The 26,654-nt window shown below is 61.5% G+C and carries 23 protein-coding genes and 1 tRNA gene; 13 read left to right on the forward strand and 11 right to left on the reverse strand.

Translation table 11 applies throughout. The features are described from left to right. Positions 1-75: 75 nt before the first annotated feature. The 3 genes from mutM to KF757_00820 are packed head-to-tail and all read right to left on the reverse strand — an operon-like array spanning position 76 to position 2,411. Positions 76-945, reverse strand: a complete 870-nt coding sequence (gene mutM / locus KF757_00810) for a bifunctional DNA-formamidopyrimidine glycosylase/DNA-(apurinic or apyrimidinic site) lyase (GenBank protein ID MBX3321507.1) — start codon at positions 943-945, stop codon at positions 76-78. Next, positions 938-1,417 (reverse strand): nucleoside deaminase, encoded by a 480-nt coding sequence (locus KF757_00815; GenBank protein ID MBX3321508.1) that lies wholly within the window; start codon positions 1,415-1,417, stop codon positions 938-940. Before KF757_00815 ends, mutM begins: the two co-directional genes overlap by 8 nt. Next, positions 1,410-2,411 carry a twin-arginine translocase subunit TatC gene (locus tag KF757_00820; GenBank protein MBX3321509.1) on the reverse strand — a complete coding sequence of 334 codons (1,002 nt, stop codon included), beginning with the start codon at positions 2,409-2,411 and terminating at the stop codon, positions 1,410-1,412. Before KF757_00820 ends, KF757_00815 begins: the two co-directional genes overlap by 8 nt. A gap of 105 nt (positions 2,412-2,516) precedes the next feature. Here KF757_00820 and KF757_00825 point away from each other — a divergent pair, with 105 nt between their 5' ends. From KF757_00825 to KF757_00855, 7 genes are all read left to right on the forward strand, one after another. After that, positions 2,517-3,107: a sigma-70 family RNA polymerase sigma factor gene (locus KF757_00825; GenBank protein MBX3321510.1), complete on the forward strand. Its 591-nt coding sequence runs from the start codon at positions 2,517-2,519 to the stop codon at positions 3,105-3,107. After that, positions 3,094-3,729, forward strand: coding sequence for a hypothetical protein (locus KF757_00830; protein ID MBX3321511.1), 636 nt, complete (start codon positions 3,094-3,096; stop codon positions 3,727-3,729). The genes KF757_00825 and KF757_00830 overlap by 14 nt, the downstream gene beginning before the upstream one ends. 108 nt (positions 3,730-3,837) lie before the next feature. After that, positions 3,838-5,028, forward strand: a complete 1,191-nt coding sequence (locus KF757_00835) for a PDZ domain-containing protein (GenBank protein MBX3321512.1) — start codon at positions 3,838-3,840, stop codon at positions 5,026-5,028. Positions 5,029-5,189: 161 nt separating this feature from the next. Next, positions 5,190-6,224: a MoxR family ATPase gene (locus tag KF757_00840; GenBank protein ID MBX3321513.1), complete on the forward strand. Its 1,035-nt coding sequence runs from the start codon at positions 5,190-5,192 to the stop codon at positions 6,222-6,224. 65 nt (positions 6,225-6,289) lie between these two features. Next, complete coding sequence (locus KF757_00845) at positions 6,290-6,769, forward strand: Rrf2 family transcriptional regulator (GenBank protein ID MBX3321514.1); 480 nt, start codon at positions 6,290-6,292, stop codon at positions 6,767-6,769. A 42-nt stretch (positions 6,770-6,811) separates the two neighbouring features. Then, positions 6,812-8,476 carry a lysine--tRNA ligase gene (lysS, locus tag KF757_00850; GenBank protein ID MBX3321515.1) on the forward strand — a complete coding sequence of 555 codons (1,665 nt, stop codon included), beginning with the start codon at positions 6,812-6,814 and terminating at the stop codon, positions 8,474-8,476. 143 nt (positions 8,477-8,619) lie between these two features. Further along, on the forward strand, positions 8,620-9,651 hold the full coding sequence (locus tag KF757_00855) for a fatty acid desaturase (protein MBX3321516.1): 1,032 nt from the start codon (positions 8,620-8,622) through the stop codon (positions 9,649-9,651). Here KF757_00855 and KF757_00860 read toward each other — a convergent pair. The 7 genes from KF757_00860 to KF757_00890 all read right to left on the reverse strand — a co-directional run bounded on the left by KF757_00860 (position 9,648) and on the right by KF757_00890 (position 16,925). Continuing rightward, entirely contained in the window at positions 9,648-10,265 is a 618-nt protein-coding gene (locus KF757_00860; protein MBX3321517.1) for a sulfotransferase family 2 domain-containing protein, read from the reverse strand. The two genes, KF757_00855 and KF757_00860, sit on opposite strands and share 4 nt — an antisense overlap. A gap of 55 nt (positions 10,266-10,320) precedes the next feature. Further along, the gene (chrA, locus tag KF757_00865) at positions 10,321-11,730 is read right to left on the reverse strand and encodes a chromate efflux transporter (GenBank protein MBX3321518.1); all 1,410 of its coding nucleotides are present in this window, start codon (positions 11,728-11,730) and stop codon (positions 10,321-10,323) included. Positions 11,731-11,805: 75 nt separating this feature from the next. Continuing rightward, a tRNA-Ala gene (locus tag KF757_00870) sits at positions 11,806-11,878 on the reverse strand. A 157-nt stretch (positions 11,879-12,035) separates the two neighbouring features. Next, positions 12,036-13,289, reverse strand: coding sequence for an aminotransferase class V-fold PLP-dependent enzyme (locus KF757_00875; GenBank protein MBX3321519.1), 1,254 nt, complete (start codon positions 13,287-13,289; stop codon positions 12,036-12,038). 134 nt (positions 13,290-13,423) lie between these two features. Continuing rightward, positions 13,424-14,947 (reverse strand): carboxypeptidase M32, encoded by a 1,524-nt coding sequence (locus tag KF757_00880; GenBank protein ID MBX3321520.1) that lies wholly within the window; start codon positions 14,945-14,947, stop codon positions 13,424-13,426. Between the two features lie 59 nt (positions 14,948-15,006). Beyond that, the gene (locus KF757_00885) at positions 15,007-16,197 is read right to left on the reverse strand and encodes a terpene cyclase/mutase family protein (GenBank protein ID MBX3321521.1); all 1,191 of its coding nucleotides are present in this window, start codon (positions 16,195-16,197) and stop codon (positions 15,007-15,009) included. Continuing rightward, positions 16,194-16,925 carry a 16S rRNA (uracil(1498)-N(3))-methyltransferase gene (locus tag KF757_00890; GenBank protein MBX3321522.1) on the reverse strand — a complete coding sequence of 244 codons (732 nt, stop codon included), beginning with the start codon at positions 16,923-16,925 and terminating at the stop codon, positions 16,194-16,196. The genes KF757_00885 and KF757_00890 overlap by 4 nt, the downstream gene beginning before the upstream one ends. A 124-nt stretch (positions 16,926-17,049) precedes the next feature. On the opposite strand from KF757_00890, the gene KF757_00895 reads away from it, so the two are divergent. From KF757_00895 to KF757_00905, 3 genes are all read left to right on the forward strand, one after another. Beyond that, the gene (locus tag KF757_00895; GenBank protein MBX3321523.1) at positions 17,050-18,258 is read left to right on the forward strand and encodes a hypothetical protein; all 1,209 of its coding nucleotides are present in this window, start codon (positions 17,050-17,052) and stop codon (positions 18,256-18,258) included. 42 nt (positions 18,259-18,300) lie between these two features. Beyond that, positions 18,301-18,744: a hypothetical protein gene (locus tag KF757_00900; GenBank protein MBX3321524.1), complete on the forward strand. Its 444-nt coding sequence runs from the start codon at positions 18,301-18,303 to the stop codon at positions 18,742-18,744. Positions 18,745-18,807: 63 nt separating this feature from the next. Next, positions 18,808-20,340, forward strand: coding sequence for a SpoVR family protein (locus KF757_00905; GenBank protein ID MBX3321525.1), 1,533 nt, complete (start codon positions 18,808-18,810; stop codon positions 20,338-20,340). Between the two features lie 44 nt (positions 20,341-20,384). Here the strand turns inward: KF757_00905 and KF757_00910 are convergent, their stop codons facing one another. After that, positions 20,385-22,328 (reverse strand): hypothetical protein, encoded by a 1,944-nt coding sequence (locus KF757_00910; GenBank protein ID MBX3321526.1) that lies wholly within the window; start codon positions 22,326-22,328, stop codon positions 20,385-20,387. Between the two features lie 50 nt (positions 22,329-22,378). Between KF757_00910 and trpE the strand changes: the two genes are divergently transcribed. From trpE to KF757_00925, 3 genes are read left to right on the forward strand one after another with little or no spacing between them, the layout of a single operon-like run. After that, positions 22,379-24,007, forward strand: coding sequence for an anthranilate synthase component I (trpE, locus tag KF757_00915; protein MBX3321527.1), 1,629 nt, complete (start codon positions 22,379-22,381; stop codon positions 24,005-24,007). 28 nt (positions 24,008-24,035) lie between these two features. Then, positions 24,036-24,920, forward strand: a complete 885-nt coding sequence (locus KF757_00920; protein ID MBX3321528.1) for a universal stress protein — start codon at positions 24,036-24,038, stop codon at positions 24,918-24,920. A 3-nt stretch (positions 24,921-24,923) separates the two neighbouring features. Further along, positions 24,924-26,651, forward strand: coding sequence for a cation:proton antiporter (locus KF757_00925; protein MBX3321529.1), 1,728 nt, complete (start codon positions 24,924-24,926; stop codon positions 26,649-26,651). The last annotated feature ends 3 nt before the right edge of the window (positions 26,652-26,654 follow it).

Below are 26,654 nucleotides of genomic sequence, written 5' to 3' on the forward strand. Positions count from 1 at the left end.
TCCTTGCACGAGGGGTATGTGCGAACCGACGGAAGACAAAACCGGAAGAAATCCGGTTTGTGGATAACCCGTCGATTATTTCTCGCGGTGGAGTTGACAGGACCGACAAAAGACCGTCGCCCGCCCGCTAATGCGCAGGCCCACGAGAAGCTCGTGGCACATGTTGCAAGGCTGTCCTGCTCGGGCATAGACCCGGTGGTGGTTCTGGTACGAGCCCGCGGTGCCCACGAGCATGCGATGATCGCGGATGGTTGAACCGCCAGCATCGATTGCTGCAGCCAGGATTGATTGCAGTTGTAATGCCAGCAGCTCAAGGGTGTCTGGGGCAAGATTGTGTGCGGGTTCGAGGGGATGAACTCGTGCGGCGAAGAGGGCTTCGTCAGCGTAGATGTTGCCGATGCCCGCGATGCGGGACTGATCGAGGAGGAGCGACTTGATCGGGCGGGCAGAGCCGGCGCACGCGGCGGCGAGAAGTTTCGGGGTGATGGCGAGCGCGTCCGGACCCAGACGGGACCAGCGCCTGGCGCGGAGATCATCGAAGGACTCATGTCCTGCAACGAGGCCAAAGCGTCGCGGATCGATGAAGCGCAGCGTTCGATCGTCGTCGAGGTGCCACGTGACATGAACATGGGTTGCGGGCGCGGCGTCGAGGGAGAATCGCCCGGTCATGCCGAGGTGAATTGCGACCGCGGCACCGGAGCACCCAATGATGGCAAGCTGCTTGCCGTGGCGCAAGATCGAGGTGACGGTGTCGCCCTTGAGGAGAAGGGCGAGGCGAGCGCGAGCGGGCGGCGCATCAGTACGGGAACGCACGATCCCCGCAAGCGGATCGGCAGGGAAGGCAACAACCGAACGGGTGAGAATGCGCACCGCCTTAATCCGCCGCGACACAAGCTCGGCTTGAAGTGCGAGGCGGTAGGACTCGACCTCGGGCAGTTCAGGCATCGGGTTCCTGGGCGCGCAGTGAGCGAAAGAACGATCGCAGGAGAGCCGCGGACTCGTCGGCCCCGAGGCCCTCGATGACCTCGGCCCGGTGGTTCAAGCGCGGATCTTCGAGCAGGTGGTGCAATGAACGAACCGCGCCGGCTTTCGGGTCGAGCGCGCCGAACACGACTCGTCCGACGCGAGCATTGACAAGCATGCCAGCACACATGGCGCACGGTTCGAGCGTGATGGCGATGGAATACTCGTTGAGGCGCCAGTCTCCGATGACGCGGCAAGCCCGCTGAACAGCGAGAAACTCGGCATGGGCGGCCGGATCGCGGTCGCGCTCGCGGCGGTTGAAGGCGTGTGCGACAGGTGTGCCGGTGGCGGTGTGATACACAACAGCACCAACCGGGACTTCGCCCAAAGAGGCCGCTATGCGCGCGAGGCGGAGCGCTTCGTGCATCATCGATTTATCGTGATGGCTAGTCATGCGTGGACCCGCGCTGAGCACGGCCTGCGACACGGTCGGCAGGGAGCAGAATGAGCAGCAGCATGCCGAGTTCGAACAAGCCATAGAGCGGCAGGGCAAGAAGCACCATTGAGAGCGGGTCGGCGGGGGTAAGGATGGCGCTGATGATGGTGCATCCGGCAATGACGTATCGACGATATTTAGCAAGCCACGGGCGATCGACGATGCCCGCCCAGCCGAGCAGAAGCACGACAAGGGGCATCTGAAAGGCAATGCCAAACGCCAGCGCGAAGTTGAGAAGCATCTTGACGTATTCACTGATGCGGTACTGCTGGAGCACACCAGCAGTTGAAGCCAGTTCCATGCCGATGATCAGGGGAACCGGTTCGGCATCGATGCATACACGAAGTTGTTTGAGAGAACGGTTGAGCCAGATGTTGCCGACTTCTGGGTTGGGTGGATCGACTTCGAGAATCACGATTGATGAGAGTGCTACGCCCTGCGGAAGCGGAGCGACCGCGACCTCGAGTTTGCCGACATTGGTGCCAAAGGTGATGAGAAAGGTGAGAATGACGGGGAGAATGACGTAGTAGAGGAACGTAACCCCGATGCATGTGAGCAGAATGCTCATGGGCATGAGCAGGTAGGCGAAGCGTTTTTCGGAGTTGTACAGGCCCGGCGCGATGAAGCGCCAGAGTTGGTACACGATCCATGGCCCACCGGCCAGGATGGTCAGGACCAGAACAACGCGAAACCACGTCCCGAATCCTTCGAACGGGGCGGTTGCGATCAGCGAAGCGGGCTGGTTGGCATTGCGGAGCGAGGCTCGAATCGGGATCATCAGGACTTCGAGAACGGGCTTTCCGAGAGCCATCGCAAGGAAAAAGATGGGAACGATTCCCAGAAGGGCGTAGATGATGCGCTTGCGCAGTTCGTCGAGGTGATCGCCGAACGACATGAGAGCGTGGTCGGAGGCGGGCCGTTTGGCGTTGGGATTTGAGTCGGAAGGTGACATGGTGATGAAGCAGGAGGATATGGGACCAGAAGGCACAGGATTGTGACGGAACTCAAGAAGCGCGACATCCCTATAAGGCAGAGGGGCCGATTGGAAAGGGCCGCGGTGGACAAGTTCAATGGACCGGAGGACGAAGCACTGGTTCGTGCCGCCATGGCGGGCGATCGCGATGCGCTGCGCGCGCTGTGGCATCGGAATCGAGGGTGGATTGCGGCGATTCTTCTGGCGCACAAGCCGAGGCAGGCGGACCTGGAAGATCTCCTTCAGACAGTGGCCATGACGATTGTTCGAACGGTTCATACGGTGCGGGACGAGCAGGCGTTCAAGCCGTGGCTTCGCACCGTGGCAACCAATGTCGCCCGGGCGGCCGGGCGCAAGCAGAAGGTGGAATCCCGTGTGAGGCTGACAGGAACCGACCGGCCGGAACCGGCCGAAGTCGGGGATCGTGAGCATGCGCAGCGTGTGCTCGATCTGGCCAGGCAGTTGCCCGATGGGTATCGCGAGCCGTTGTTGCTCCGGTGTGTCAAGGGGATGAGTTATCGTGAGATCGCGAGGGTGCTGGAGATTCCGGAAACAACCATCGAAACGCGCATCGCGCGCGGGAGGCGGATGCTTCGGGAGTTGGCGCGGGACGAGGGAGCCGGGGAGGTGGAACTCGTCGCTCGCAAGAAAGGGACTGTCGATGTCAGGTCATGAAGTGGATCGGGACGTGCTGCTTGGGCGTGTGATTGAGGGCCGGGCGTCTGCAACGGATTGGCGAACGCTGCGGGAGATCGCATCGCACGAGCCGCAAGTCTGGGCGGAGATCGAGGAACTCGAATCGATGAACGCAGCGCTTCGGCTCTCGTGCAACGATGCGGCCGCGTGTGCGAAGTGCGTGGATATCGATGCCGAGTCGGGCGGGCGGATGGTCGGGCATGCGAGTGTGCGCCTCGGTGCGGCGAGGATGTGGGGCGGATGGCTTGCAGCGGCGGCGGTATTACTGGCGTGGTCGCTGGGCATGCCGCTCTCCGGCGACGGGCATTCGGCGCAAGGCGCATTCGGCGCGAACTTTGTGAAGATTGACACTCCCGACGATGCGCTGCGAACGTATGTCGATCGCGGCCGCGAAGCGGGAACGGTGATCGGCCTGATTCCTGAAACCCATGTGATTGAAACCCGCACACTGCCCGACGGGTCTGGGATCGAAGTGATTTTTGTGCGCCAGATCGTTGAGCGGCAGCAGTTGCGCGACATGTTTCGGATGATCGAGGACGAAGCAGGGAATCTTGTGCCCATTCCGGCGCCGCGTGTCCGCCACGCGGGGATGGCGTACTGAGCAGAAATGTTGACGGGCTGGCGCGGCAGGCTCATCTATAGAGAGTGCGGACGCGGTGCCCGCGACAATCAGGGTCGCGATAAACAGGGTATTGATGGGAGGTTTGCGATGAACAAGCGACAAATCGTGTGGAGTGGGATTTCGATTGGAGCACTGGTTGCGGCGGCCGGCGCGGTCGGGCCAGAGCATGCCCAGGTGCGGTCGGAGGCGGCCCTATTCGTGACGAATGCCGCTCCGGATCAGGTGACGCAAACGAGTATTGAACTCATGGTGCGCGATGGCGAGCCGTTGAAGGTGTTGCTCAATGGCAAAGCGGTGCCAACGGAGCAGATTCAGCGGAACGGCGACACCGTGACAATTCTTGCCGATGATGGCTCCGTTGCCCATGTGCAGCAGACCGTCAGGCTGGATGGCTCGCACTTTCTTCAGCCAGGCGAGCCGAAGCCATTGCCGGTGATGGTGGGCATTCGCATGAGCGAGCCGAGCGAGTCGCTTCGATCGCAGCTGAAGCTTGGGGACCGCCGGGTGATTCTGATTGAAGAAGCGATCCCGGGGCTTCCAGCGGCTGAGGCGGGAATTCGCACACACGACATCATCGTCGCGATTGATGGCAATGATGATGTGACGCCGGAAGTGCTGCAGAAAGCGTTGATGAGCAAGAAGCCCGGAGACGTGGTGCAGATGCGGGTGTTGCGCGGTGGCGAACGCGAGACTTTTAGGGTTGTGGTCAAGCAGTTCGACGCATCGCGGATGGGGATGGCCGAATCGCCGATTGCGGGATCGGGATTGAGGGCGGCACAAGTGCCACCCGCGCCGTCAGCGGCTACGGGAAAGCAGGAAGTGGAACTCAAAAATATTCTGGAGCGCGTGCGCTCGCAGGTGAACGACGAAAAACTGCGTGCCGAGCTCGAGCGCGTGTTGGTTGAAGCAATGCGTGCTTCAGAGTCGGCGCGAGCCGCAGCGGCACAACTTCATGGGCAGTATCTCGAACTGAGGCCTCAGGTTCGGGACAATATGGTGGAAATATCTCCACGGGTCATGACGATTCCCAATCCGACCGGGCGGGACGGAACCTTCGTGATTGACGACAAGAATCGGGTGATCGAGATTCCCGAGCGCTTTGCTGGACGTTTTGAGGCAATGATCCCCGAGCGCGAGACACTCGAGCGCCGGCTTGCGGAACTGGAAAAGCGCATGGAAGGCCTTTCCGAGCAGATGGAAGCGCGGATGAATCGGTTGATCCAGCGGTTCGAGGTTATGGCCGACCAACTCGAGCGCAAGCTGCGCAGCGAAAACTGAAAAAACCCCTTCGCGTGACGAGACTGGACGCCGCATCGTGCTGATCGGCGGGCAGGCTCGAATCGTTGCGGCGGCAGTGCGATGCGACCCTGCACTGCCGTCGCTGTTTTTTGTCCTTTCGGTTCGACTATGATTCTCACAGCCCGGAAAAGGAGTCCTGGATGCGACCGGAGCAGATTCGTGACGTCTACAGCCGCCTGAGATCTGAGATTCAGAAGGTGATCGTCGGCCAGGACGAAGTGGTTGAGCAGATTCTGACGTGCATTTTCTGTCAGGGGCACGCGCTGCTTGTCGGCGTGCCGGGGCTGGCCAAGACGCTTCTGATTTCAACGATCGCGCGAACGTTGAGTTTGGAGTTCAATCGTATTCAGTTCACGCCCGACCTGATGCCGAGTGACATCACCGGCACCGAAGTGATCGAAGAGGACAAGACCACGGGGCATCGGCAGTTGCGGTTTGTACGCGGGCCGGTCTTTGCCAATGTGGTTCTGGCCGACGAGATCAACCGCACCCCGCCAAAGACACAGGCGGCGCTTCTGGAGTCGATGCAGGAACGGCAGGTGACTGTGGGTGGAGTTCGGCACGCTCTGCCTTCGCCTTTCTTTGTGCTCGCAACGCAGAATCCGCTCGAACAGGAAGGCACATACCCGCTCCCCGAAGCGCAGCTGGACCGCTTCATGTTTCAGGTGATGATCGGGTATCCGACTGCGGAGGAAGAACTTGAAGTCATGCGCCGCACCGCCACGCGCGGCGACGAGAACGTCGAGCGCGTGATTGATGGCCAGGGCATCTCGGACATTCAACAGAGCGTGCGGCATGTACCAGTGCCGGACCATGTGATGAGATATGCCTTGCGGCTGGTACGGGCGACGCGCGTCGCGGAATTGGATGAAGGGGTGCAGATTCCCGCGATTGTGCGCGATTATGTTGCATGGGGAGCAGGGCCGCGCGCAAGCGAAAACATTGTTCTGGCGGCCCGCGCTCGGGCGCTCCTGGGGGGTTCGACGCATGTGACAGCCGACCATGTGCGGGAGGTGGCATTGCCTGTGCTTCGCCACCGCATCATGACGAATTTCAATGCGGAAGCCGATCAGGTCAAGACAGACCAGATCGTGGATGGACTGTTGCGTTCGGTCACAGTCGAATCGAGCAGTGCGGCGGAATTGTCGCAAATGGACGAGGTTCTTCGCCCCTGAACGAGGCGGAGGCGGTAGGATCCTTTCACGCGGAATGGATCAACTAGCAGAAACCGGGGGGTTTTATGCTTTCACAGACGACCGAATACGCGCTTCGCGCCATGGTGTGGCTGGCCTACACCGAAAATGAACTGGTACCGACTTCGACATTGGCCGAGCGGACACTGGTGCCTTTCAATTACTTGGCCAAAGTCCTGCACTCGCTTGCCCAGGCGAATCTGATCGAGGGTCGGCGCGGGGTTGGAGGTGGATACAAACTCTCTCGGTCTGCGGACCAGATCAGCATTCTGGACATCGTCAACGCGATCAGTCCAGTGCATCGGATCGATTCGTGCCCACTGGGAATCGCGGCCCACGGGACGCGGTTATGCCCTTTGCACCGCAAGCTCGACGGAGCAATTGCGTCGTTGATCGAGACGTTCAAGGACGTGTCGCTCTTGGAACTGCTGGACGAAAAAGAGGTCAGCCGTCCCCTGTGCGACCCCGGCATGCTCGAACAGTTCGGGCTGACCATCAGCGGGCGCAAGATCATCCCGCGAAACTAGCGGGGGCCTCGAAACTAATGACGCCCTGAACCCGAGCGATGCGTGACGAACGCGTACGATGCGGGCGTGAACCAGGACACCAATCTTCACGATAACGTACACCCCCTCGAAGCACAACGGCGAGAGAATCGCGCCGTCGTCGCAGGGCTCGGGGTTGACCCGTACGGCTCACGCACAGACGGCTTGATATCACTGGCCGAGGCCTTCGCCGCCTACGACGAAGGTACCGACCAGGCCTATCAGGAAGCCCAAGCGGAAAACAAGGCGAGGCTCAAAGACAATCCATCCGGGGTGCCAAGCCCGATCGAAGATCGGCGGCCTCGGGTGTGTGTTGCTGGACGGGTGATGTTGCGGCGCGATGGCGGCAAACTCATCTGGATGAATCTGCGCGATGCGTCACGCGACAGCCTTCAGGTCGCGGTCAGCCAGCGCGAGTGCAGCGAGTGCGGATTTGCGATTGCCAAGGCGACCGATCTTGGCGACGTTCTGGTCGTGCGCGGGCTGCTGATGAAGACAAAAGCTGGCGAGGTGACGGTGTGGGCTGAGGACATTGAGCCCGCGAGCAAGTGCCTTGTGCCGCCGCCCGAGAAGCACGCGGGCCTGACGGATCATGAAACGCGCTATCGGAGGCGGTACATCGACATGTGGGCCAACCCCGAGACAACGCGCGTGTTCGAGTTGCGCAGCCGGGTCGTGGCGGAGATACGACGATTTCTGACAGACCGGGGCTATCTCGAAGTCGAGACGCCGATGCTCCAGGTACAGGCGGGCGGCGCGGCGGCCAGGCCGTTTGCGACGCACATGAACGCGCTCAGACTCGATCTGTACATGCGCATCGCGCCCGAGTTGTATCTCAAGCGGCTGCTCGTCGGAGGGCTGCCACGAGTTTTTGAGATCAATCGCAACTTTCGCAACGAAGGGCTCGACAAGCAGCACAACCCCGAGTTCACGATGCTCGAGTTGTATCAGGCGTTCGGCGACTACCACTCCGTCATGGCAACAACCGAGGAGCTGGTGCGACATGTTGCAAGGGCTGCGGCCCAGGTGCGCGAAGGCGAGGCGGGCGTTGACACACGCTCGCCCATATTGCCCTTTGGCGAGCTACGCATCGACTATGGCCCGGCGTTCGATCGCGTGACCTATGCCGACCTCTTCGAGCGCGCATTGGGCTTTTCCATGGAGGACACGCCGCGGGTGATGGCCGAGGCTGCCGCTCGACACATCAAGACGCGCAACGACAAGGGCGAAGTCATCGACCCGATCTTCATCGTTAATGAACTTTTCGAGGATTTTGCCGAAGGCACACTCGACCCCGCGCGCCCGACATGGATTATGGATTACCCCGCAGTTCTCAGCCCGCTGACGCGCGCGAGCCGGTCGAACCCGAAAGTAGCCGAGCGCGCCGACCTGTTCGTCGCGGGCATGGAGATCGGGCCTCACTACACCGAACTCAACGACCCGGATGTACAGGCAGCCCGCTTCCGCGAACAACTCGCGGGCATTGATGACGAGGAGACGACGTTTCGTACGTTTGATGAAGATTTTGTGACGGCGCTGAAGGTGGGCATGCCCCCTGCGGGGGGCATGGGCCTGGGGATTGATCGCCTCATGATGCTCCTGGCCGATCAGCCGACAATTCGCGATGTGATTCTGTTTCCGCTGATGAAGCCGATCGGGCGCGGGGAGGCTCTGGAATCGGAGTCCTGATCGCAACGAGCGATGCATATTCATGTTCCTGTTGGTGCATGCGTGACAGGGCAGTGACCGGAATCGGCCTGCTTTCAGGGTTTGTAGCCGAACGCGCTCCTACGGTTTTTGGTGCGGGCGTTGTGCCGCGGTGGAGCCGCGGTATGCCAGCACGCGTGAGCCTCGATGGGGCGACCTGGAGCATGATGCCTTCTCAACCCAAGACTCTGGAAACAGGAACACCGACTGGTGTTGAACTCGAACTCAAGCCCACAAGCGTCCATACAGACGAACACCACGACGCGGGGCACACGACTCTCAACAAAATCGTGAATCTCGTGTTTGTGATTGTGCCGTTCATCGGCCTTCTGGCCGCGATTGTTCTGGTGTGGGGGTGGGGGTTCTCGTGGGTTCAACTTGCGGTGCTTGGTGGGATGTATCTCATCAGCGGGCTCGGCGTGACGATCGGGTTTCACCGCTATTTCGCCCACAAGTCGTTTGATACGGGCCCGGTGGTCAAGACACTGCTCGGCGTGTCGGGGTCGATGGCGGCTGAAGGGTCGATTGTGCGGTGGGTGTCATTTCATCGCTGCCACCATCAGCACAGCGATCACGAAGAGGATCCGCATTCGCCCCACACACATGGCGCGGGCGTGCTCAACACGCTTCGAGGCTTCTGGCGTGCGCATGTGGGCTGGATTTTCGAGAACCAAGGCCCGCGCTCGTGGCGGTATGCGCCCGATCTGATGCGAGATAAGCTCGTGCGCCGCCTGAGCCTGCTGTTTCCATTGTGGGTAACGGTGGGGCTGTTGATCCCGACGATCATTGCAGGTGTGGTGACGCTGTCGTGGTGGGGGGCGCTGCTCGGGTTCATCTGGGGCGGCCTGGTGCGAATCCTGCTGGTGCATCATGTGACCTGGAGCATCAATTCGGTGTGCCACCTTTGGGGGACGCGCCCATTCGTCAGCCGCGACGAAAGCCGCAACAATCCGGTTTTCGGCGTGCTTGGGCTGGGCGAGGGGTGGCACAACAATCATCACGCGTTTCCAACGTCAGCGCGGCACGGACTGCGCTGGTGGGAAATCGATGTGAGTTACCTCACGATTCTGCTTATGTCGAAGGTCGGACTGGTGCGGAACGTGCGCGTACCGACGCCTGAGCGGATGGAATCGCGTCGTCGCCGCAATCACAATTAGAACTCATACTTGAAGTTTTCGAGGTCCTTGGCGAAGCAGGCCGCGACGATGTCGCGCGTCGCGTCGTCGTAATACTCGCGGTAGTTGCCGCGCTTGCTGCTCTTGAGGTGCGGCAGCTGGGCCTGTTTCCCGATCTTCTGGCAGACCTCGGCAAAGTCGGCGTTGAGATTCTCGAACCGGCAGAAGTGGTTGACGACGATCGCGCCGGATTCATCGACGCACCAGTCAGTCTGTGGCATGAACATCTTGGGCCTGTCGTAATACGCCGGATCGCGGTCTCGGTAAGCCGCTCGCACCCAGTCCTTGAAGTCAAGATCCTTGCTGCCAAGGCCAGTCTGGTTGGTCTGCACGCGATAGGCGTGGTGGCTGACAACCTTGTCCCAGGGGTTGCGGATCACAGCGAAACTGAAGCGGCGGTCCCAGTTCGCGCGGCCGAGTTCGTTGATTTTTTCGAGGGCGCTGCGATGTTCGCCGGGCAGATCCAGGGCTTTAACGATGCTGGTGCCTCCGGTCTTGTTGATGTGGATAAAGATGAACTTGTCGACATAACGGTGGCGCACGATGCGCTTTTGGCGCTTGATGCGGTTGACGACGCGGGTAACGAGCGAAGCCATGGGAACTCCCTGAAGTTCGACAACAGAAAAGAAGTGCCGGTCGTGGCAACGATATTCACCCGAAGCGACCCGCGGCATATCCGATGGCGTGCCACACGAGCCCGAGCAGCAGCGCCAGGGCCAGGGTCTTCATGACACCCCAGTGCAGGCGGAACAGCACGAACGCCGCCATCGCCGCGACGACAAGAGCCGCAGGGTCAAGCGTGGAAAGTCGCGGCAGCGTCAGCCTCAGGCCAAAGTCCGTGACAGTGAACGTCTCGCGAAAGAGCGTGTGGGCAGCGAACCACACCGCGAGGTTGAGCACCACACCAACCACCGCAGCCGTGATGCTCGACAGGGCCGCTGCGAGCGCAGGCTTGCCGCGAACCGCCTCGACATACGGCGCGCCTGCAAAAATCCAGAGAAAACACGGGACAAACGTCACCCATGTGACAAGCACGGCGGCCAATACAGCTGCGCTCACCGGCGAAAGCGGGCCGGGGTCGTGAAATGCCCCGACCGACCCGACGAACTGGACAACCTGAATGAGCGGGCCGGGGGTCGTCTCAGCCATGCCCAGACCCGTGAGCATCTCGCCCGGCGCCAGCCAGCCATACACCTCAACAGCCTGTTGTGCGATGTACGCCAGCACCGCGTACGCCCCGCCAAAGGTCACCACCGCGGCCTTGCTGAAAAACTCGGCCTGAAGCGTGAAAATGTGCCCCGGCCCGAGCCACGCGCGAATCGCAATGACCGGCCCGAGCCAGAGCGTAAGCCACACCATGATCGTGCGCACAGTGCGCCACGCATTGGGGCGGGTGTGCGCGTTGTCGACGATATCCGTGGCATACACGATCGCGGCGTGTTCGTCACTGGCGGCTTTCGGCTTGAGCACAGCAAAGAACCCCGGGGCGATGCGGCTGCCGATAAGCCCAATGAGTGCCGCCGAGACGATAATGAGCGGGAAGGGCACGCCGAAACCGAAGATGGCAACGAATGCCGCCGCCGCAATCGCGAGCATGACACCATTCTTGAGCACGCGCTTGCCGATTCGGATGACCGCTTCGACGACGATGGCGAGCGTGGCCGCCTTGAGCCCGAAGAGCAGCGCCTCGACCACCCCTACATCGCGGAGCAGCGTGTAGGCCAGCGTCAGGGCAAGGATCGAGATGAAGCCGGGGAGCACAAACAACACACCCGCAGCGATTCCGCCCATTGTGCGGTGCATAAGCCATCCGACATAGGTCACCAACTGCGTCGCCTCGGGCCCCGGCAGCAGCATGCAGTAGTTCAGGGCGTGGAGGAAGCGTTCTTCACTGATCCACCGGCGGTCCTCGACGAGCACCTTGTGCATGACGGCGATTTGTCCGGCAGGCCCCCCAAAAGAGTGGATCCCGATGTAGGCAAACACGCGCAGGGCTTGGCGAAAGGTCGGCGGGGCAGTGGGCGGGCTGCCCGGGTCGGTCGCATCAGGAGGGATCGTCATGCGGACGTATGGTAGCGAGAGCTCGGAGCTACCCAAAGAAAAACGCTGCCCGCGAGAGCAGCGTCTTCGATCAAGTGGAGGCGAAGAGACTCGAACTCTCGACCTCTTCCATGCCATGGAAGCGCTCTACCAACTGAGCTACGCCCCCTTGATGTTGTCTCCCTGACGGACTTTGACCGCCACGGACCGACCAGCGTTCATCGGCCAGGGTGACCCGGCGTCTGTAACCGGGGATCGTAGAGAGGCGGCCGAAAGGGTCAAGTGCGGCTGGCGAGGGTGCTTAAACAGGAACTTTTCGTCCCGGATCATTCACCAGCATACCGCGGGGACTGCTCTCCGCCGCGTTCGCGATCCAGCTCCTCCACCAGGGCCGACGCGAGCAGTTCGTATTCCTGCCGGGTGTTGTACAACTGCGCGCTGACGCGCATCACGCGGTCGGCTACCGGAGCCATGTCCCACACCGGCACCTGAATCTTGTGTCGCTTGAGCAGGGCATCCTGCAATGGGTCGTCATAGTCGCATTCGCGCGTCGGGTCCGGGTTTGGAGGCAGCGCCACCGACGCCATCGATCCGATCATGCGCTCGGGCGCAAGAGGGCGCACCGGTGTGCGCTCACAGAGCAATGCCCGCGCATCCATCACCTTGTCGTGGTTGAGCCTCATGACTTCCGGCCAGCCGCCGCGCACCTGCGACGCCAGATGCTCAATCGCGTCAGGGATGACCAGGTTCGCGGAATAGTCGTTTGTGCCGACATAGTCGAAGTCGCAGAGGAACGCCGCCCGGTCGTCTCGCTTGAGATGCGTGCGACACGAAAGCGAGAGCGGCCTGACCCGCGACTGCACCTCGCGCGCCACATACAGGAACCCCGTTCCCTTCGGTGCCCCGAGCCACTTGTGACAGCTCGCCGCATAGAACGTCGGCTGAAGGTCCGCGATGTCGATCGTCACCTGCCCCGGCGTATGCGCACCATCGAGCAGAATCTCGATTCCGCGCTCGCGGGCAGCATGCGCCAGTCGACGCGCCGGGAAGATGATCCCCGAAGCGCTCGAAATGTGACTCACGACAATCAGTTTCGTCCTCGGCGTTACTGCCGCCATGATCGGCTCGAACACCGCGTTTTCGTCCGCGACCGGCACGGGAATCCGCGCCTTGACAACCCGCGCCCCGGTCCAGGCACAGAGCCGCTCCAACTCATTCATAGTGGCCGAATACTCATGGTCGGTCACAAGCACTTCATCGCCCGGTTCGAGGGGCACGCTGTGCAGTGCGACCGCGACCGCCACAGTCCCGTTCGGCATGAACGCCAGATCCTGAGGCTGGCAGTTGATGAATTGGGATAGGCTGTCCCGCGCCCGGTCGCACAAGCCTTCGAGATCGACCTTGAAGAACTGAGTCGGGTCGTGCTCCATGCGGCGACGGAGTTCGTCCTGTCGTTCGAGCACATACGCCGGGCAACTGCCATACGAGCCGTGATTCAGATAGACCAGCCCCGGCCGGAGAGGCCACACGGCTCGACGACGCAACTCGAGGGATGACGACACAACAGGCGCAATGCTCATGACATACTTTCTCGGCTTGTTCCGACTCTGCACATCAACCGGTAATTCTTCGCGGACCCTGACACGCACGGTTCCACGCGCGAGTGTATCTCGCGCAGTTCCCGCGCGTCGGCAATTGCCCCGCTGTTGTGCGCTCAAAGCCCGTAGATCGGGCGAAGTTTTCCTTCCAGGTGCCGCAGCAGAGGCTCGGCTTCGAGGGGCTTGCCTGTTACACGCTGGCATAAATCGCCCGCCGAGAACTCGCGACCTGCGCCGTGAATGTTCGTGCGCAGCCACGCCAGCAGCGACCCGAACTCGCCCTTGCGGAACTCATCCTCAAGCCCCGGGATGTCCTGATGGATCTTCTCCCACATCTGGGCAGCGTACAGATTTCCCAGCGCGTACGTCGGAAAGTAACCGATCAACCCAAACGACCAGTGAACGTCCTGCAGACATCCCTTCGCGTCGTTGGGAACGTCGATACCCAGGAGATCCTTGAACGCCTTGTTCCAGGCGGCTGGCAGGTCATCGATCGCCAGGCGGCCGGAAATGAGTTCGCGCTCGATGCCGAACCGCAGCATAATGTGAAGGTTGTACGTGGCTTCGTCCGCTTCGACACGAATGTAGCTCGGCTTGACGATGTTGACCGCCCGGTAGACCTCGTCGAGCGAGAACGAACTGAAGGGGTCTCCCAGGTGTTGCCGGGCTGCGGGCAGTGCCCATTCCCAGAACGCCCGGCCCCGCCCGACGAAGTTCTCCCACATCCGGCTCTGGCTTTCGTGAATGCCCAGGCTGATTGCCTCGGCCAGCGGCTGACCAAAGAGCCCGTCACTCTTGGGCAGCCCCTGCTCATACAACCCGTGCCCACACTCGTGCAACGTGCCATACAGCGCGCCCGCGAAATAGTCCTCGTCGTACCGCGTCGTCAGGCGCGTATCGCCCGGCGCAAACCCCGAGCAAAATGGGTGGGTCGTCACATCCAGCCGACCGGCTTGCAGGTCGAACCCGAACGCCTCAATAACTTTCAGTCCGAACCCGTGCTGGCGCTCCTTGGCAACATGGACTCTGAGTGGGGCGTCGGAGGGTGCCTTGCCTTTGGTTGTCAGGTCAGCGACCAACGCGGCAAGTTTGACTCGCAAAGGGGAAAAGACCTTTTCGATTTCTGCTGCCCGGGCGTTGGGTTCGTACTCGTTGAGCAGCGCGTCATAGATCTCGCCGCCTGCCGGAATGCCATAGCACTCGGCTTTCTTGCGCGTCAGGGCCATCATCCGCTCAAGCCAGGGCTTGAACATCGCAAAGTCCGACTTCTTGCGGGCTTCTTTCCAGACATGCTGGCTCTTGCTGCCCACCTCGGCCAGTTCGGCTACCAGAGAACCGGGGAGTTTGGTCGCCAGGTCGTCGTCGCGTTGCATCTCCCGGACATTGGCCTTGAGCCGAGGGTCTGCGCTCACTGCCGCGTTTTGTGCGCACGCCGAAAGCAGTTCGCCGACGCGCGGGTTGGTGCTGCGCTCGTGAATCAGGCGCGCCAGGAGTGAGGCTTGTTCGGCGCGTCCCTCCGCAGCCGCGTTAGGCATGTAGGTTTCCTGATCCCACGACGCTAGCTGTGCGACCGAGCCGAGCGTGGCTGCCTCGCGCCGCAACGCGCACAACTCGACATATTCTGCCGGCAAACCTCCCATGGCATCATCCTCCGTTTGTGGGTGTCAGGTGTTGAGTGTTAATCCTAGTCCCTGCCCGGTCATTGTCCGGCGATCTGAAGCGCGATCAGCGCGTACGCGGTGATCAAGACCGGGTTGTTTTCCATCCACCGGTCGTCCAGAGTTCTGAACGAACCATCATCCTGCTGGAGCTCGGCCAGCCGCGAAACCAGATCGCGCTTCCAGTGTCGGGTTTCGGCAGAACCCTGAGCGGAGTGAACCTCAAGCGTGTCGTGTCCGAAGGCTTCGAGGCCGCGCGCGAAGGAGAGGATGTAGTAGTAGACCCCATCGGTCCCGAGACCGGGGTTCTCCTCAAGGGTGTAGTGTCGCGTGATCCAGCCAAGAGCCGCCCGCACGCGCTCGTCGTCGGGTCCGAGGTCGGCGTAGATGAGGCTCTTGAACCCGAAGTAGGTCATGGACCCATACGCCCGAAGACGGCTGACGGTGGTTCCGTCGGAAAGGGATTCTTCGATCATCCCGGCCATGCTCTGCCCGGCGCGGCCTTCGACACTCTGGGCGTTTGGAACAGTGGCATAGATGAATCCGCCCTGCGACGATCCGTCGGCGTAGTCCATGTCGTTGACGCTATCGAGCATCTGCGTGCGCGCAAGAAAGGTCAACGCCCGCTGAAACGCGGGGTCGTCGGCACTCACCCCCGTGTCGTGCAGGGCCTGAAGCATGAATCCGAGATTTGAGAGGTCCGGGCGCCCGTGTGTGCCATAGCCGATTCCGCCGTAATAAGGATGGTCAGGATCAACCGGCTCGTTGTAGGCCTGAGCACCGGGTGGAACAGCGCTTTGCCACTGCATTGCGCGAAGGGCATTCTGCCCAGCAGCAATGGCTTCTGCTGCATCGCATGTGTGGACGCGAGCCAGGGCGCTGAGGCAGACTGCGGTGTTGTAACTCGGGAGCATGCCGTCGTGGATTGTGCCGTCAGGCTTGCGGAATGACAGGATGTATTCGATGCCGCGCGCGACCTGGGGGTCGCGCTGGTCGATGCGCGGATCCATGAGCATGCCGGTAAGGACAAGGCCAGAGATGGCGGGGAAGTTCGGCCCGCCGTCGCGATTCGACCAGCCACCGGTCGAAGGATCCTGCTGCGAGCGCAGGTAGGAGATTGCATTGGCCGACATTTCTCTGGCGGCAGAGCGAGTGTGAGCGTCTGAGGCCTGTGTGTTCGTTGCTGTGCCGAGGAGACAAATCGCGACACACCCTGCGATCAACTGTTTCATAGGAGACCTCCCGACTTTTGTGCCTGATGGAGGATACACGCTGCCCCAACCACGGCTGCGGTTTCGATGCGCAGAACATGAGGACCGAAGCGGATCAGAGGTGTGCCGGCATCGGTAAACGCCTGGCGTTCCTCGGGCGACCACCCACCTTCGGGCCCAACGAGGAGTTCGACCGTGTCGGCAATGGGAGGTAGTTCGGCCGAGCCGGTCGCATCTGCAACGAGCCGTCCGGGAGCATGGTGTGCGAGCAGTGACACGAGGTCAGAAGGGGGTTCGATCCTCATGAGGTGTGCCCGGCCGCATTGTTTGAGTGATTCGACTGCGGCGCGCTCGAGGCGGTCAAGATTGCGGGGTTCGCGCTCGCTACGGGCGGTTCGCAGGTGGCTCCAGGCATTGGCACCGACCTGGCTGAGCTGGTCGATCATTGTTTCAAGCGCGTCACCCTTAGGGGCTGGGCAGCGGACGATGACTCGGGGCCGCACCGGATCGAGGTGTTCGACGGATTCGACGCGAAGGCGGAGGGTTGTGCGGTCTTTGGACTTTGGCTCAACGCCGAGCACTTCGGCGAGAGCAACTGTGCCGGTGCCGGAGAGAAGTTGGACGCGTTCTCCGATTCGTAGTCGTTTGACTCGAACGGCGTGATGGGCTTCGGGGCCTTGGATATCGAAGCAATCTCCCGTGCTGACAGGGGCGTCGGGCAGGTAGATTCGATGTGTGGGAGAAGGCATGGAGTGGAAGGGTATCACCTTATTTCGGTGGTCATGATAACGCGGTTGTGCGTCCTGCGGCCGATATTCAGTGTAGTTGAGTGTCTGAAGTTCCGATGGACGCTACGGGGTTTGGAACCGGCCCATGTCTGAGGGAACTGAACAGAAGCAGCCCAAGGCGGATCTCTCGTCGCGTGTCGAAGAACTTCTCGGCGCGATTGATGCGGCGTGCGCTGATCTCGAATCGCGCATGAAAGAAGAGGACGCGGCAGCGCTGGAGGAGGTGTCATCGGGGCTTACGGGGCTGGTTTCGAGCGATGATGGTCTGGTAGCGATCGGCGAAGGGGAGGACATCCGGTCTTCGGTGGCGGCGCTCGAGTCGGAGGTCGAGGATCAGGTGCGGTCGCTGCTGAGTTCGCTGGAGGTTGCGTCGCCTGCGCGTGATCGCGATGTGACTGAGAATGTGCCGGCGCAGGGCCGAGGGCCGGAGGCGACGCCGCGCGACGAGACTTTGGTTTCGGAGCCTGATGCAGCGGTTGATGAAACGCTCGGGATGGAGCAAGTGGCAGCGATTGACGCGCAGGAGTTGGAGTCGGCGCTGGGCGCGATTGCTGCGGATTTTGCTCAAGGGGAAGAGGTGACACCCGGGGCCGCACCGACGAAGGGGCCTGAGGGGTCGGCTGCCCGTGCGGCGATGGCTGATGATCTCGATGCGCTCGATGCGGAATTGGCGACGCTTGCCGAATCTATGCTGGAGAGTCTTGAGGAAGAAGACGAGGCTGGAGGAGTTGCGACGGACGAAGAATCTTCGTCATGGGAGAAGGAGTTGGTGGCGACGATCGACGAGGCTGTTGCCGAGGCGGCGGCGGATGAGTTGAGCGAGCCCGAGCCGGCTTTGCCGGTCGCCGAAGTGAGCGTGTCTGAGGCGCCGACGGTGGAAGGGGAGGGCCCAGCCTCGACAGCACCGAATCCGGTTGCTGCGCACGCGACGATCGAGCGAGATCAACCGGAAGCGATTTTGTCGCAGGCGAAGAGTGATATGCCCACTCTTGTGCGCGATTCCGAGGCGAAGGCTGCGAAGTCTCGCGGCCGAGCGGTGGCGGCGATGGGCGGCATGGCGATGAGGGCCGCGGGCCGGGCTGCAGTGCCGTTGATGGCTCAGGCGCTGCTGTTGAGTGCGAAGCCGGCAGAGAAGTTGCCGGACACGCTGCGACAGACGGCGGGTTGGCTGGCGGTGTACACAGCGTTTCTGGGCGTGTGTGTGTGGGCGTTTGTGCTGGTGTTTCGTGAGCCGAATATACCGGTGGCGACGGAAGAACCGATCGGGCTGTACAACGAGACGAGCGGGAACTGATCGCTCCTCCCCAAGGCAGGTCGGGTTGGTATGCTGGTGGAGATGAGCGACGAGAGGCTGTTCCTTGAGCACTATCTGTCAGAGCAGGATGTCCCGTGTCCGGGGTGCGGGTACAACCTGCGCGGGCTGAAGGGGGCGGAGTGTCCGGAGTGCGGGCAGGCGCTGCGGCTGAATGTGGGGTTGGTTGAGCCGAGGCTTGCGAGTTTTATCATGGGCTTGATCGGGCTTGTGCTGGGGCTTGGGTTTCATTTTATTTTGTTGGGCCTTACAGCTCTTGTAGCTATGAATGGGGGGTTTGGGGGATGGCACGATTTGTGGCCTTCGCTCGTCGGGGGGCTATTGGCATTGGTGGGCACACCAGCGTGGATCATCCGGCGCAAGGAAATACAGCGCGCGAACCGCGCGACGACGTGGGGGCTTGTTGCTCTGTGTTGGTTCATCACGTTGGGAAGCGTGGGTTGGCTGGTTGCAATCATTCTGAGCTAACATGATCTTCTCGGGGCTCGAAGTCGTATAGAGGTCGGGCTGAAACGCCGATAAGCGGGATAGATGATGTCGACCGGACGCCAGAGTACGGACCTGCCTCCTGAGTTGCTTGCGCACATGCAGGCGATCAAGGCCAAGGCGCTCGAGTATGGGCTCGATTTTTTCGAGGTCATCTTCGAGGTGCTTGATTTTGACACGATGAACCAGATTGCGGCGTATGGAGGATTCCCGATCCGATACCCGCACTGGAAATGGGGGATGGAGTACGAGAAACTCCGCAAGCGCGATGCGTACGGCATGGGTCGCATCTATGAGATGGTCATCAACAACGACCCGTGCTATGCGTATCTTCAGGAATCGAACAGCGTCACGGACCAGAAACTGGTGATGGCGCATGTGTATGGGCATTCGGATTTTTTCAAGAGCAACTTCTGGTTCAGCAAGACCAATCGCAAGATGATGAACGAGATCGCCAACCACGCGACGCGCGTGCGGCGACACATCGAGCGTCAGGGGGCGGAGACGGTCGAGCGGTTTATTGATACGTGTCTTTCGATCGAGCACCTGATCGACCCACACAGCGTGTTTGTGAAGCGCGATGATGCGGGCGCGAGCAATGAGGCGTTCAGCGAGGATCGGCTGCCGGCCAAGGATTACATGGATCCGTTTATCAATCCGGCGCACGAGATGGCGCGGCAGCGCGAGGCGTTCTCGCGCAAGCGCGAGGTCGAGAAGGGCCGCTTTCCGAAGCAGCCGACGCGCGATGTGCTGTTGTTTCTGCTTCGGCACGCGGCGCTCGAGGACTGGCAGTCGGACATTCTGGGCCTGATTCGCGATGAGTCGTATTACTTTGCGCCGCAGGGCCAGACGAAGGTGATGAACGAGGGGTGGGCGACGTACTGGCACTCGAAACTGATGACCGAGCACTTTCTTGAAGCCAGCGAGATTATTGATTACGCGGAGCAGCATTCGGGCGTGGTTCACATGCCGCCGGGGGGGTTCAATCCGTACAAGATCGGGGTGGAGCTGTTCAAGGATATCGAAAGGCGCTGGAACCGCGGGCAGCATGGGCCGGCGTGGGATCGGCTGGACAACCTGGGCGCGAAAGAGCGTTACGACGACCAGTCGATGAAGGGGCGCGAGAAGATATTCGAGGTTCGACGGATCTATAACGATGTGAACTTCATTGATGAGTTTCTCACGCCCGGGTTTGTCGAGAAGCACCAGATGTATCAGTTTCGGCGTGATCCGAACACGGGCGAGGTGCGGGTGGTTTCGCGCGATTTTGACAGGATCAAACAGACTCTGCTGTATCAACTGACCAACATGGGTCAGCCCTTTATGTATGTGGTTGATGGCAACTATCTCAATCGTGGCGAGCTGTACCTGGCGCACAAGTTCAGCGGGCTTGAGGTCGAGGCGGGCAAGGCGGTGGAGGTGCTGCGGAACTTACGGATCGTGTGGGGGAGGCCGGTGCACCTGCAGAGCCGGGTCAATGACGAGATGTGCCTGTTGTCGATGAATGATCCGAACGATCAGAAGCCCAGGCAGCAGAAGATTACCGAAGAGATTCCGCCTCCGGCGCATGTGATCTGAGGACGATGGTGAAGCGGGCTTGCTGGCGGAAACTTGCGAGCAGGTCAGGGGCGCGATGGAGTATTGCGAAGCAGTTCACTGACTCGGCGGTCGATCTGTCGCTGATCTCGCGGGCTTGTGACACGGGGCCTCATCGAGTTCAGGAACCCCGCAGCGGCATGGCGGTCGTGCTGGTGCGCGATGACGTCTGCCAGCTCAAGGGCGTCGGCGGCGATCTGTCCGGGGCGCAAGTGCTGGCGGAGGAGGTCGGTCGTGGCGGGGTCGGTGTAGAGACGCAGGCGGGCAGCGTGCCAGAGGGCGTCGAGGAAGATCTCCTGCTCGCGATCGGCTGGCGCTAGAGCGCGGAAGAGTGCGACGACATCGTCGGGCCGACCCGCGCGGAACATGGGCATGAGCGCGGCTTTGGCCAAATCGGGCGTGATGGAGTCGGGTTGTTCGCGGCGGAGAGCCTGGGTGAGGCGCACGGCGTCGGAGTCGCGGCCTAGGAGCGAGAAGAGTTCGATTGCGTCGGTAAAGCGATGTTCGCCGACGGCCTGCGCGGCACGGTCGCCGAGGTTGGTGGTGGGATCGAGCGCAAGCGCGGATTCGATGCGCGGCAGGGGCGGGCCGAGGGTCAGCAGCGGATCGGCAATGACGGCGAGTTTCCAGGGTTCGCCGGTGTCGTAGCGCACTGCGGCGGCAAAGGGCAGGCCTGCTGCAAGTCGGGCGGCAACACGTGGTGTGGGGACAAAGGCGGCGAGTTGTGGCTCGTGGACTGAGCCGAAGTAGGCATACGCGCCGTGCGCGAGCCATCGCCCGCCGACGGTGTCGCGATCGGCGGGGCGAGCGAGGGAAAAAGAATGGACGAAGTGAACCGCGATGGGTCTGGTGAGCAATGGCACATCGCCGGGGCTCGCGTCGCCGGGCCTGAGACGGAAGAACTCGGGATTGCCCATGGAGTTGACGAATACGAGATCGGCGTTGAGCGGGCGGACAGCGGCGGCTCGCCAGACTTCGAGCGATTGGCGCGGTTCGTCGAAGAGGGTGGTGGTCCAGCCGAGGTTCTTGAGGGTGTTTGCGGCACGAGTGGCGTCGTATTCATCCCAGCCGCGTTCGCTTGAGTAGCCGTCGAAGAGCCATGCCGAGTGAGCGCCGAGAAACAGGCTGGACATAGCGAGGTAGGCAGCGCGGGCTTGCGACCCGTGGAGTTGCCCGACGAACGCCCAGCGCGAGCGAGCGGGCGGATCGGAGCGGCTGAGGAAGTCGGTTGTTGCGAGGAAGTCGGGGGGTTCCTCGCGCGAGCGTACTTTGACCGGAACCTGCAAGGCGAGCGTGATGGCATCGACATCGTCGTTGATGCCGGCCCATGCCAGATCGAGATTCTGAGCGGCATCACGCAGGAACCGTTCGAGTGTGAAGGCGTCTTCGAGCGAGAGGGCGGTGTTGATGCGGCCGGGGGAGCGTGTGAAGATGATCGGTTGAGATCGGCCTGCTGCGAGGGCCAAGGCTGCGGGCCAGAGGGTGTCTTCGGGATCGGCGACGACAAGGCCAGGGGTGAGGGATCGGGTTTGTTTCGTGGCGGTTGTCCACTCGAGCATGGAGGCGAAGTCGGTGCGGCCGGTGGTTGCTTCGAACAAAGTGTGCTCGATGCGGCGGATGCGCGAGTCGCGGTCTCGTGTCCAGGCTTGGGCATTTGCGGCGTGATACTCGATTACAGACGAAGGCTCGAAGGCCCGACAGAAACGGGCGATATCTTCGGCGGCTTCGATTGAGCCGTCGTGTAACAACACAGGAAAGCGAGTGGTGCTGGTCCACTTTGAAATGGCGGAGAGGTATGAAGGCTCGTCGCGAACGATGACGAGCGTCGGGATGAGGCGGGAGTTCTCGCGGGTGCGGCGGAGATGATCGGCAAGTGCCAGGGCGGGGGGCGAGGTGGCGGGAGCGGCGGCGGCTGGTTGAGCAGTCAGAAAGGTCGAGGCAAGGGCACACGCGACGAGAAGTGCTGGCATCGGGGCATCGTAGGATCGGGCGCGAGGCGTGAGGCCTAAAGTCGCTGACCATGCCGACGATGAATCGCGAGGAGTTTGTCGCGTTTTGTGAGGAGCATCGTGCGTCTGGGCGCGTGCTTGTGGTGCCGCTGGGTGTTAGTTTGTTGTCGGATCAGTTGACCCCGGTGCTGGCGTATCGTCGCCTGGTGTCGGCTGATGAGCGGACTGCACCGTCGTTTCTGCTCGAGTCGGTCGAGGGTGGCGAGCGTGTGGGGCGGCATTCGGTATTGGGTGCGAGGCCGATGCTCGAGGTCATCGCGACGGGCGATGAGGTCACGCTGATCGATCACCGCGACGAGAGCCGATCGCAGCGGCATGGCGAGGACCCGTTTGAGATTTTGCGATCGATTGCGCACGAGCGCGTGCTGGTGGTGCCGCAGGAGGCTGTTGCGCGGGGGCTGCTGCCTTCGTGCGTTCTTGGGGGGTGGTTTGGATATGCGGCGTACGACTCGGTGCGTTATGCCGAGCCCGAGAAACTTGGGTTTGCAGACGCGCCGACGGACGATCGGAACCTTCCGGACCTGCACTTTGGTTTCTATGACGGCGTGGTGGTGTTTGACCACATTGCCAAGCGCCTGCATGTCGTGAAAATGGTTGAGATTGCGGACGGGGTCGATGCGGGGCGTGCGCATGACGAGGCGATGGCGGCTCTGGAACAACGAGTAGCGGACCTGGGGCGCCACAGCAAACCGCTGCCACTTGGACGCGTAGATCGCGATCGTCCTTCAAGTGTGATGGCGTCGAACCTGACGCGCGAGGGGCACGCTGAGATGGTGTCGCGGGCGCTGGAGTACATTCGCGCGGGCGATATTTTTCAGGTAGTGCTGGGGCAGCGGTTCGAGCGTGTGAGCCAGGCCGATCCGTTTGATGTGTATCGCGCGCTGCGTGCGGTGAATCCGAGTCCGTACATGGTGTACTTGCAGGCGGCCGGTTGCATTCTTGTGGCGTCGAGTCCGGAGATTTTGTGCCGTGTGCGCAGGTCGGGCGCGGGGTTTGTGGTGACGAATCGCCCTCTGGCGGGAACCAGGCGGCGCGGAGCCACCGAGGCGGAGGATCGATCGCTTGAGGTCGAACTGCTCGCCGACCCGAAGGAGAGGGCGGAGCATGTGATGCTGGTTGATCTTGGGCGCAATGATGTGGGCCGTGTGGCCGAACCGGGGAGCATCAGGCTTGAGCGTGTGATGGATGTTGAGCGGTACAGCCATGTGATGCACATCAGTTCGACGGTGACGGGGGTGCTGCGCGAGGGTCTTGATGCGTGGGACGCGCTGCGTGCGGCGCTCCCGGTCGGGACGATCAGCGGCGCGCCGAAGATTCGGGCGATGCAGATCATTGACGAGCTTGAGCCTGTGCGCCGCGGGCCTTATGGCGGCGGACTTGGGTGGGTCTCGCTCGATGGCGAGATGGACATCGCTCTGGCGCTGCGCACGATGGTTGTGCCGACGGATATGAGGTGTGCGGACGGAGCCTGGGTGTATCACATTCAGGCGGCGGGGGGTATCGTTGCCGATTCTCAAGCCGAGCCGGAGTTCATGGAGACGGTGAACAAGGCAGCGGCGATGGGGCGGGCGATCGATCTTGCGGAACACGCGTTTGGCGGCCGCCGTTTGACATCCGACGGCGGACCGGCAAGCGCGTAAGGTCGGCGATTCTGGTATGATGCCCACAATGGATCAGGGCAAAGAACAAGGCTCAATCAATCCTTGCGTGCTCGCGTGTGTCACAAACTCACCGACGGCCGGGCGAGTGATTCGGGCGGCGGCGCGCTGCTCGCGGGCGTACGGGCTGGACCTGCGATTCCTACATGTCGGCGCGATGAGCGGCGAGCAGCAGGAAAAACTGCGAGCATCGATTTCTAGCCAGACCGATGTTCCATTTGTGATTGATGCCGAATCACGGCCGACGGCTGTTGAGGAGGCGATTTGCGCCGCAGCGAGGGAGAAGAACGCGGGGGTGCTGGTCATTGGCGCGCTCGAGCGAGAAAAGCCGCTGAAGGATCTTGTGGGGTCTACGGCGCGGCGTGTTGCGCAGCGTGCGGGTTGTTCGGTGATGCTGGTTTCGACAGCCGGGCGCGACGCGGCGGTGTGGCGACGGTTTCTGGTCTCGGTTTCGTTGGCGGACCCATCGCCGGAGGTTGCACAAGCGATCGTCGCGCTCGCTCACACGTCAGAAGGTGCAGCGGTGTGTTTCGCGTCGGAGAGTTCGGGGGCAGCGTTTTCGAGGCGGTATGAGCCTGCGCGAGAGTTTGAAGTCTCGGGAAGTACGTACGCGGGGTTGCCCACCGAGCAGCACGTGCTTGCTACATTCGTCAATGGGTTTGATACGGGAGGGCTGGACGTTACGGCGATTGCGCTGTCGGGCCGCGCGGGGCACGAAGTTGCGCGTTATGCAGATGAGTTTGGTGCCGATGTTCTGGGGATCGTTGCGCCGAATCGGCCGCTTGGATTTCTTGACCGATTCTTCAGCCAGCCAACGGTTGTGGTGATGGAAAAGTTGCCCTGCTCGGTTTTGATTGTGCGCGGCGATGGGCCTTGCGGCATAAGGAGATCATGAGTCGTGGTTCTCTTGGCGGCACAAGGGTTTTCGCACACAGATGTTGCGGCGCTCTTTCTGGCGGTCGCGGTGCTGCTCGGGTGCGCGCGCATCGCGGCGGAGATCGCGCAGTTGATGCGTCAGCCTGCGGTGCTGGGGGAGATCCTTGCGGGCATCCTGCTGGGCCCAACGGTGTTTGGGGCCTTGATGCCCGAGGCGCAGTCGTGGTTGTTCCCGCAGTCGGGCGCGGTCGCCAATGGGCTTGAGGCGTTGAGCATCATCGCAATTTCGCTGTTCCTGCTGGTTGCGGGGATGGAGATCGATCTTTCGATGGTCTGGCGTCAGGGGAAAAACGCTCTTGTTGTTGGTTTATTTGGGATTCTGGTGCCATTTGTGCTTGGTTTTGTGCCGGCGTATTTTGCGCCGGGGCTGATGGGCGCATTGCCAGATTCCAATACGATGGTCTTTGCGTTGTTCGTTGCGACGGCCATGTCGATCACGGCACTGCCCGTCATTGTCAAAATTCTGCTTGATCTGCGTTTATTCCAGACGGACCTTGGCATCACGATCGTTGCGGCGGCAGTCCTTAACGATCTCGTTGGCTGGATCATCTTCGCGTTCGTTCTGGCGATGATGGGTGCTGGTGGAGAGGGGCTTACCCCGAGCGTGACAATGTTGCTGACGGTCGTGTTTACGGTCGTGATGTTGACCTTCGGACGCTGGGGGGTTAACCGCGTCCTGCCGTGGATTCAGGCCCACACGGAATGGCCCGGGGGGGTGCTGGGGTTTGCGCTGACGTGCACGATGTTGTGTGCAGCGTTTACCGAGTGGATCGGGGTTCACGCGATCTTCGGCGCGTTCATTTTTGGGGTGGCGCTGGGAGATTCGGCGCATCTTCGCCGACGGACGCGCGCGACGATTGAGCAGTTTGTTTCATTTGTGTTTGCGCCGCTGTTTTTTGCCAGCATCGGGCTCAAGGCCGACTTCGTGCAGAACTTCGACCTTGGCCTGGTTGTGCTTGTGTTGGCTATTGCGTGCGTGGGCAAAATCGTGGGGTGCACTTTTGCCGCCCGATGGATGGGGTTTGGCAAGGGCGAGTCGCGAGCGATCGGGTTTGGCATGAACGCGCGCGGAGCGATGGAGATTATCCTCGGGTTGCTCGCGCTCGAAGCGGGGCTGATCGGCGAAAAACTGTTCGTTGCTCTGGTCGTCATGGCCCTGGCAACTTCGATGGGCGCAGGCGTGTTGATCCAGCGCAGTTTTGGCAAGAAGCGTCAGGTTTCGCTGCTCGACTTTGTTGTTGCAAAATCGTTCGTGGCAGACCTGGAAGGTGCGGATCGAATTGCTGCGGTAGACCGCCTGGCGCGTGTGGCGGCCGAGGCTGCGAGCGTCGATGCGGATGTTGCCGCAGCGGCGGTGCTGGCGCGCGAGCGAGCCATCAGCGGGGCCATGGGTCATGGGCTTGCCATTCCGCACGCCCGGCTGGCAGAGCTCGAAGCGCCGATCGTCGCCATTGGTCTGAGCAGAGCGGGCATTGATTTTGATGCCAGTGACGGCGAGGCGGTACACGTGATCGTCCTGATTCTTACGCCTGCACGAGACGCCGCTCGTCACCTGGAGATTCTGTCAAGCGTCGCGCGCTCGTTCAAGGACCCCCACACCGCGCAGCGGCTTGCGTCCAGCGTTACAAACCTGACCGAACTGCGCGCGTTCCTGCGCGTCGAAGCCAATATCGAGAATGCGGAGCACTGAGGC

The organism is Phycisphaeraceae bacterium (assembly GCA_019636795.1).
GTDB lineage: Bacteria > Planctomycetota > Phycisphaerae > Phycisphaerales > UBA1924 > JAHBWW01.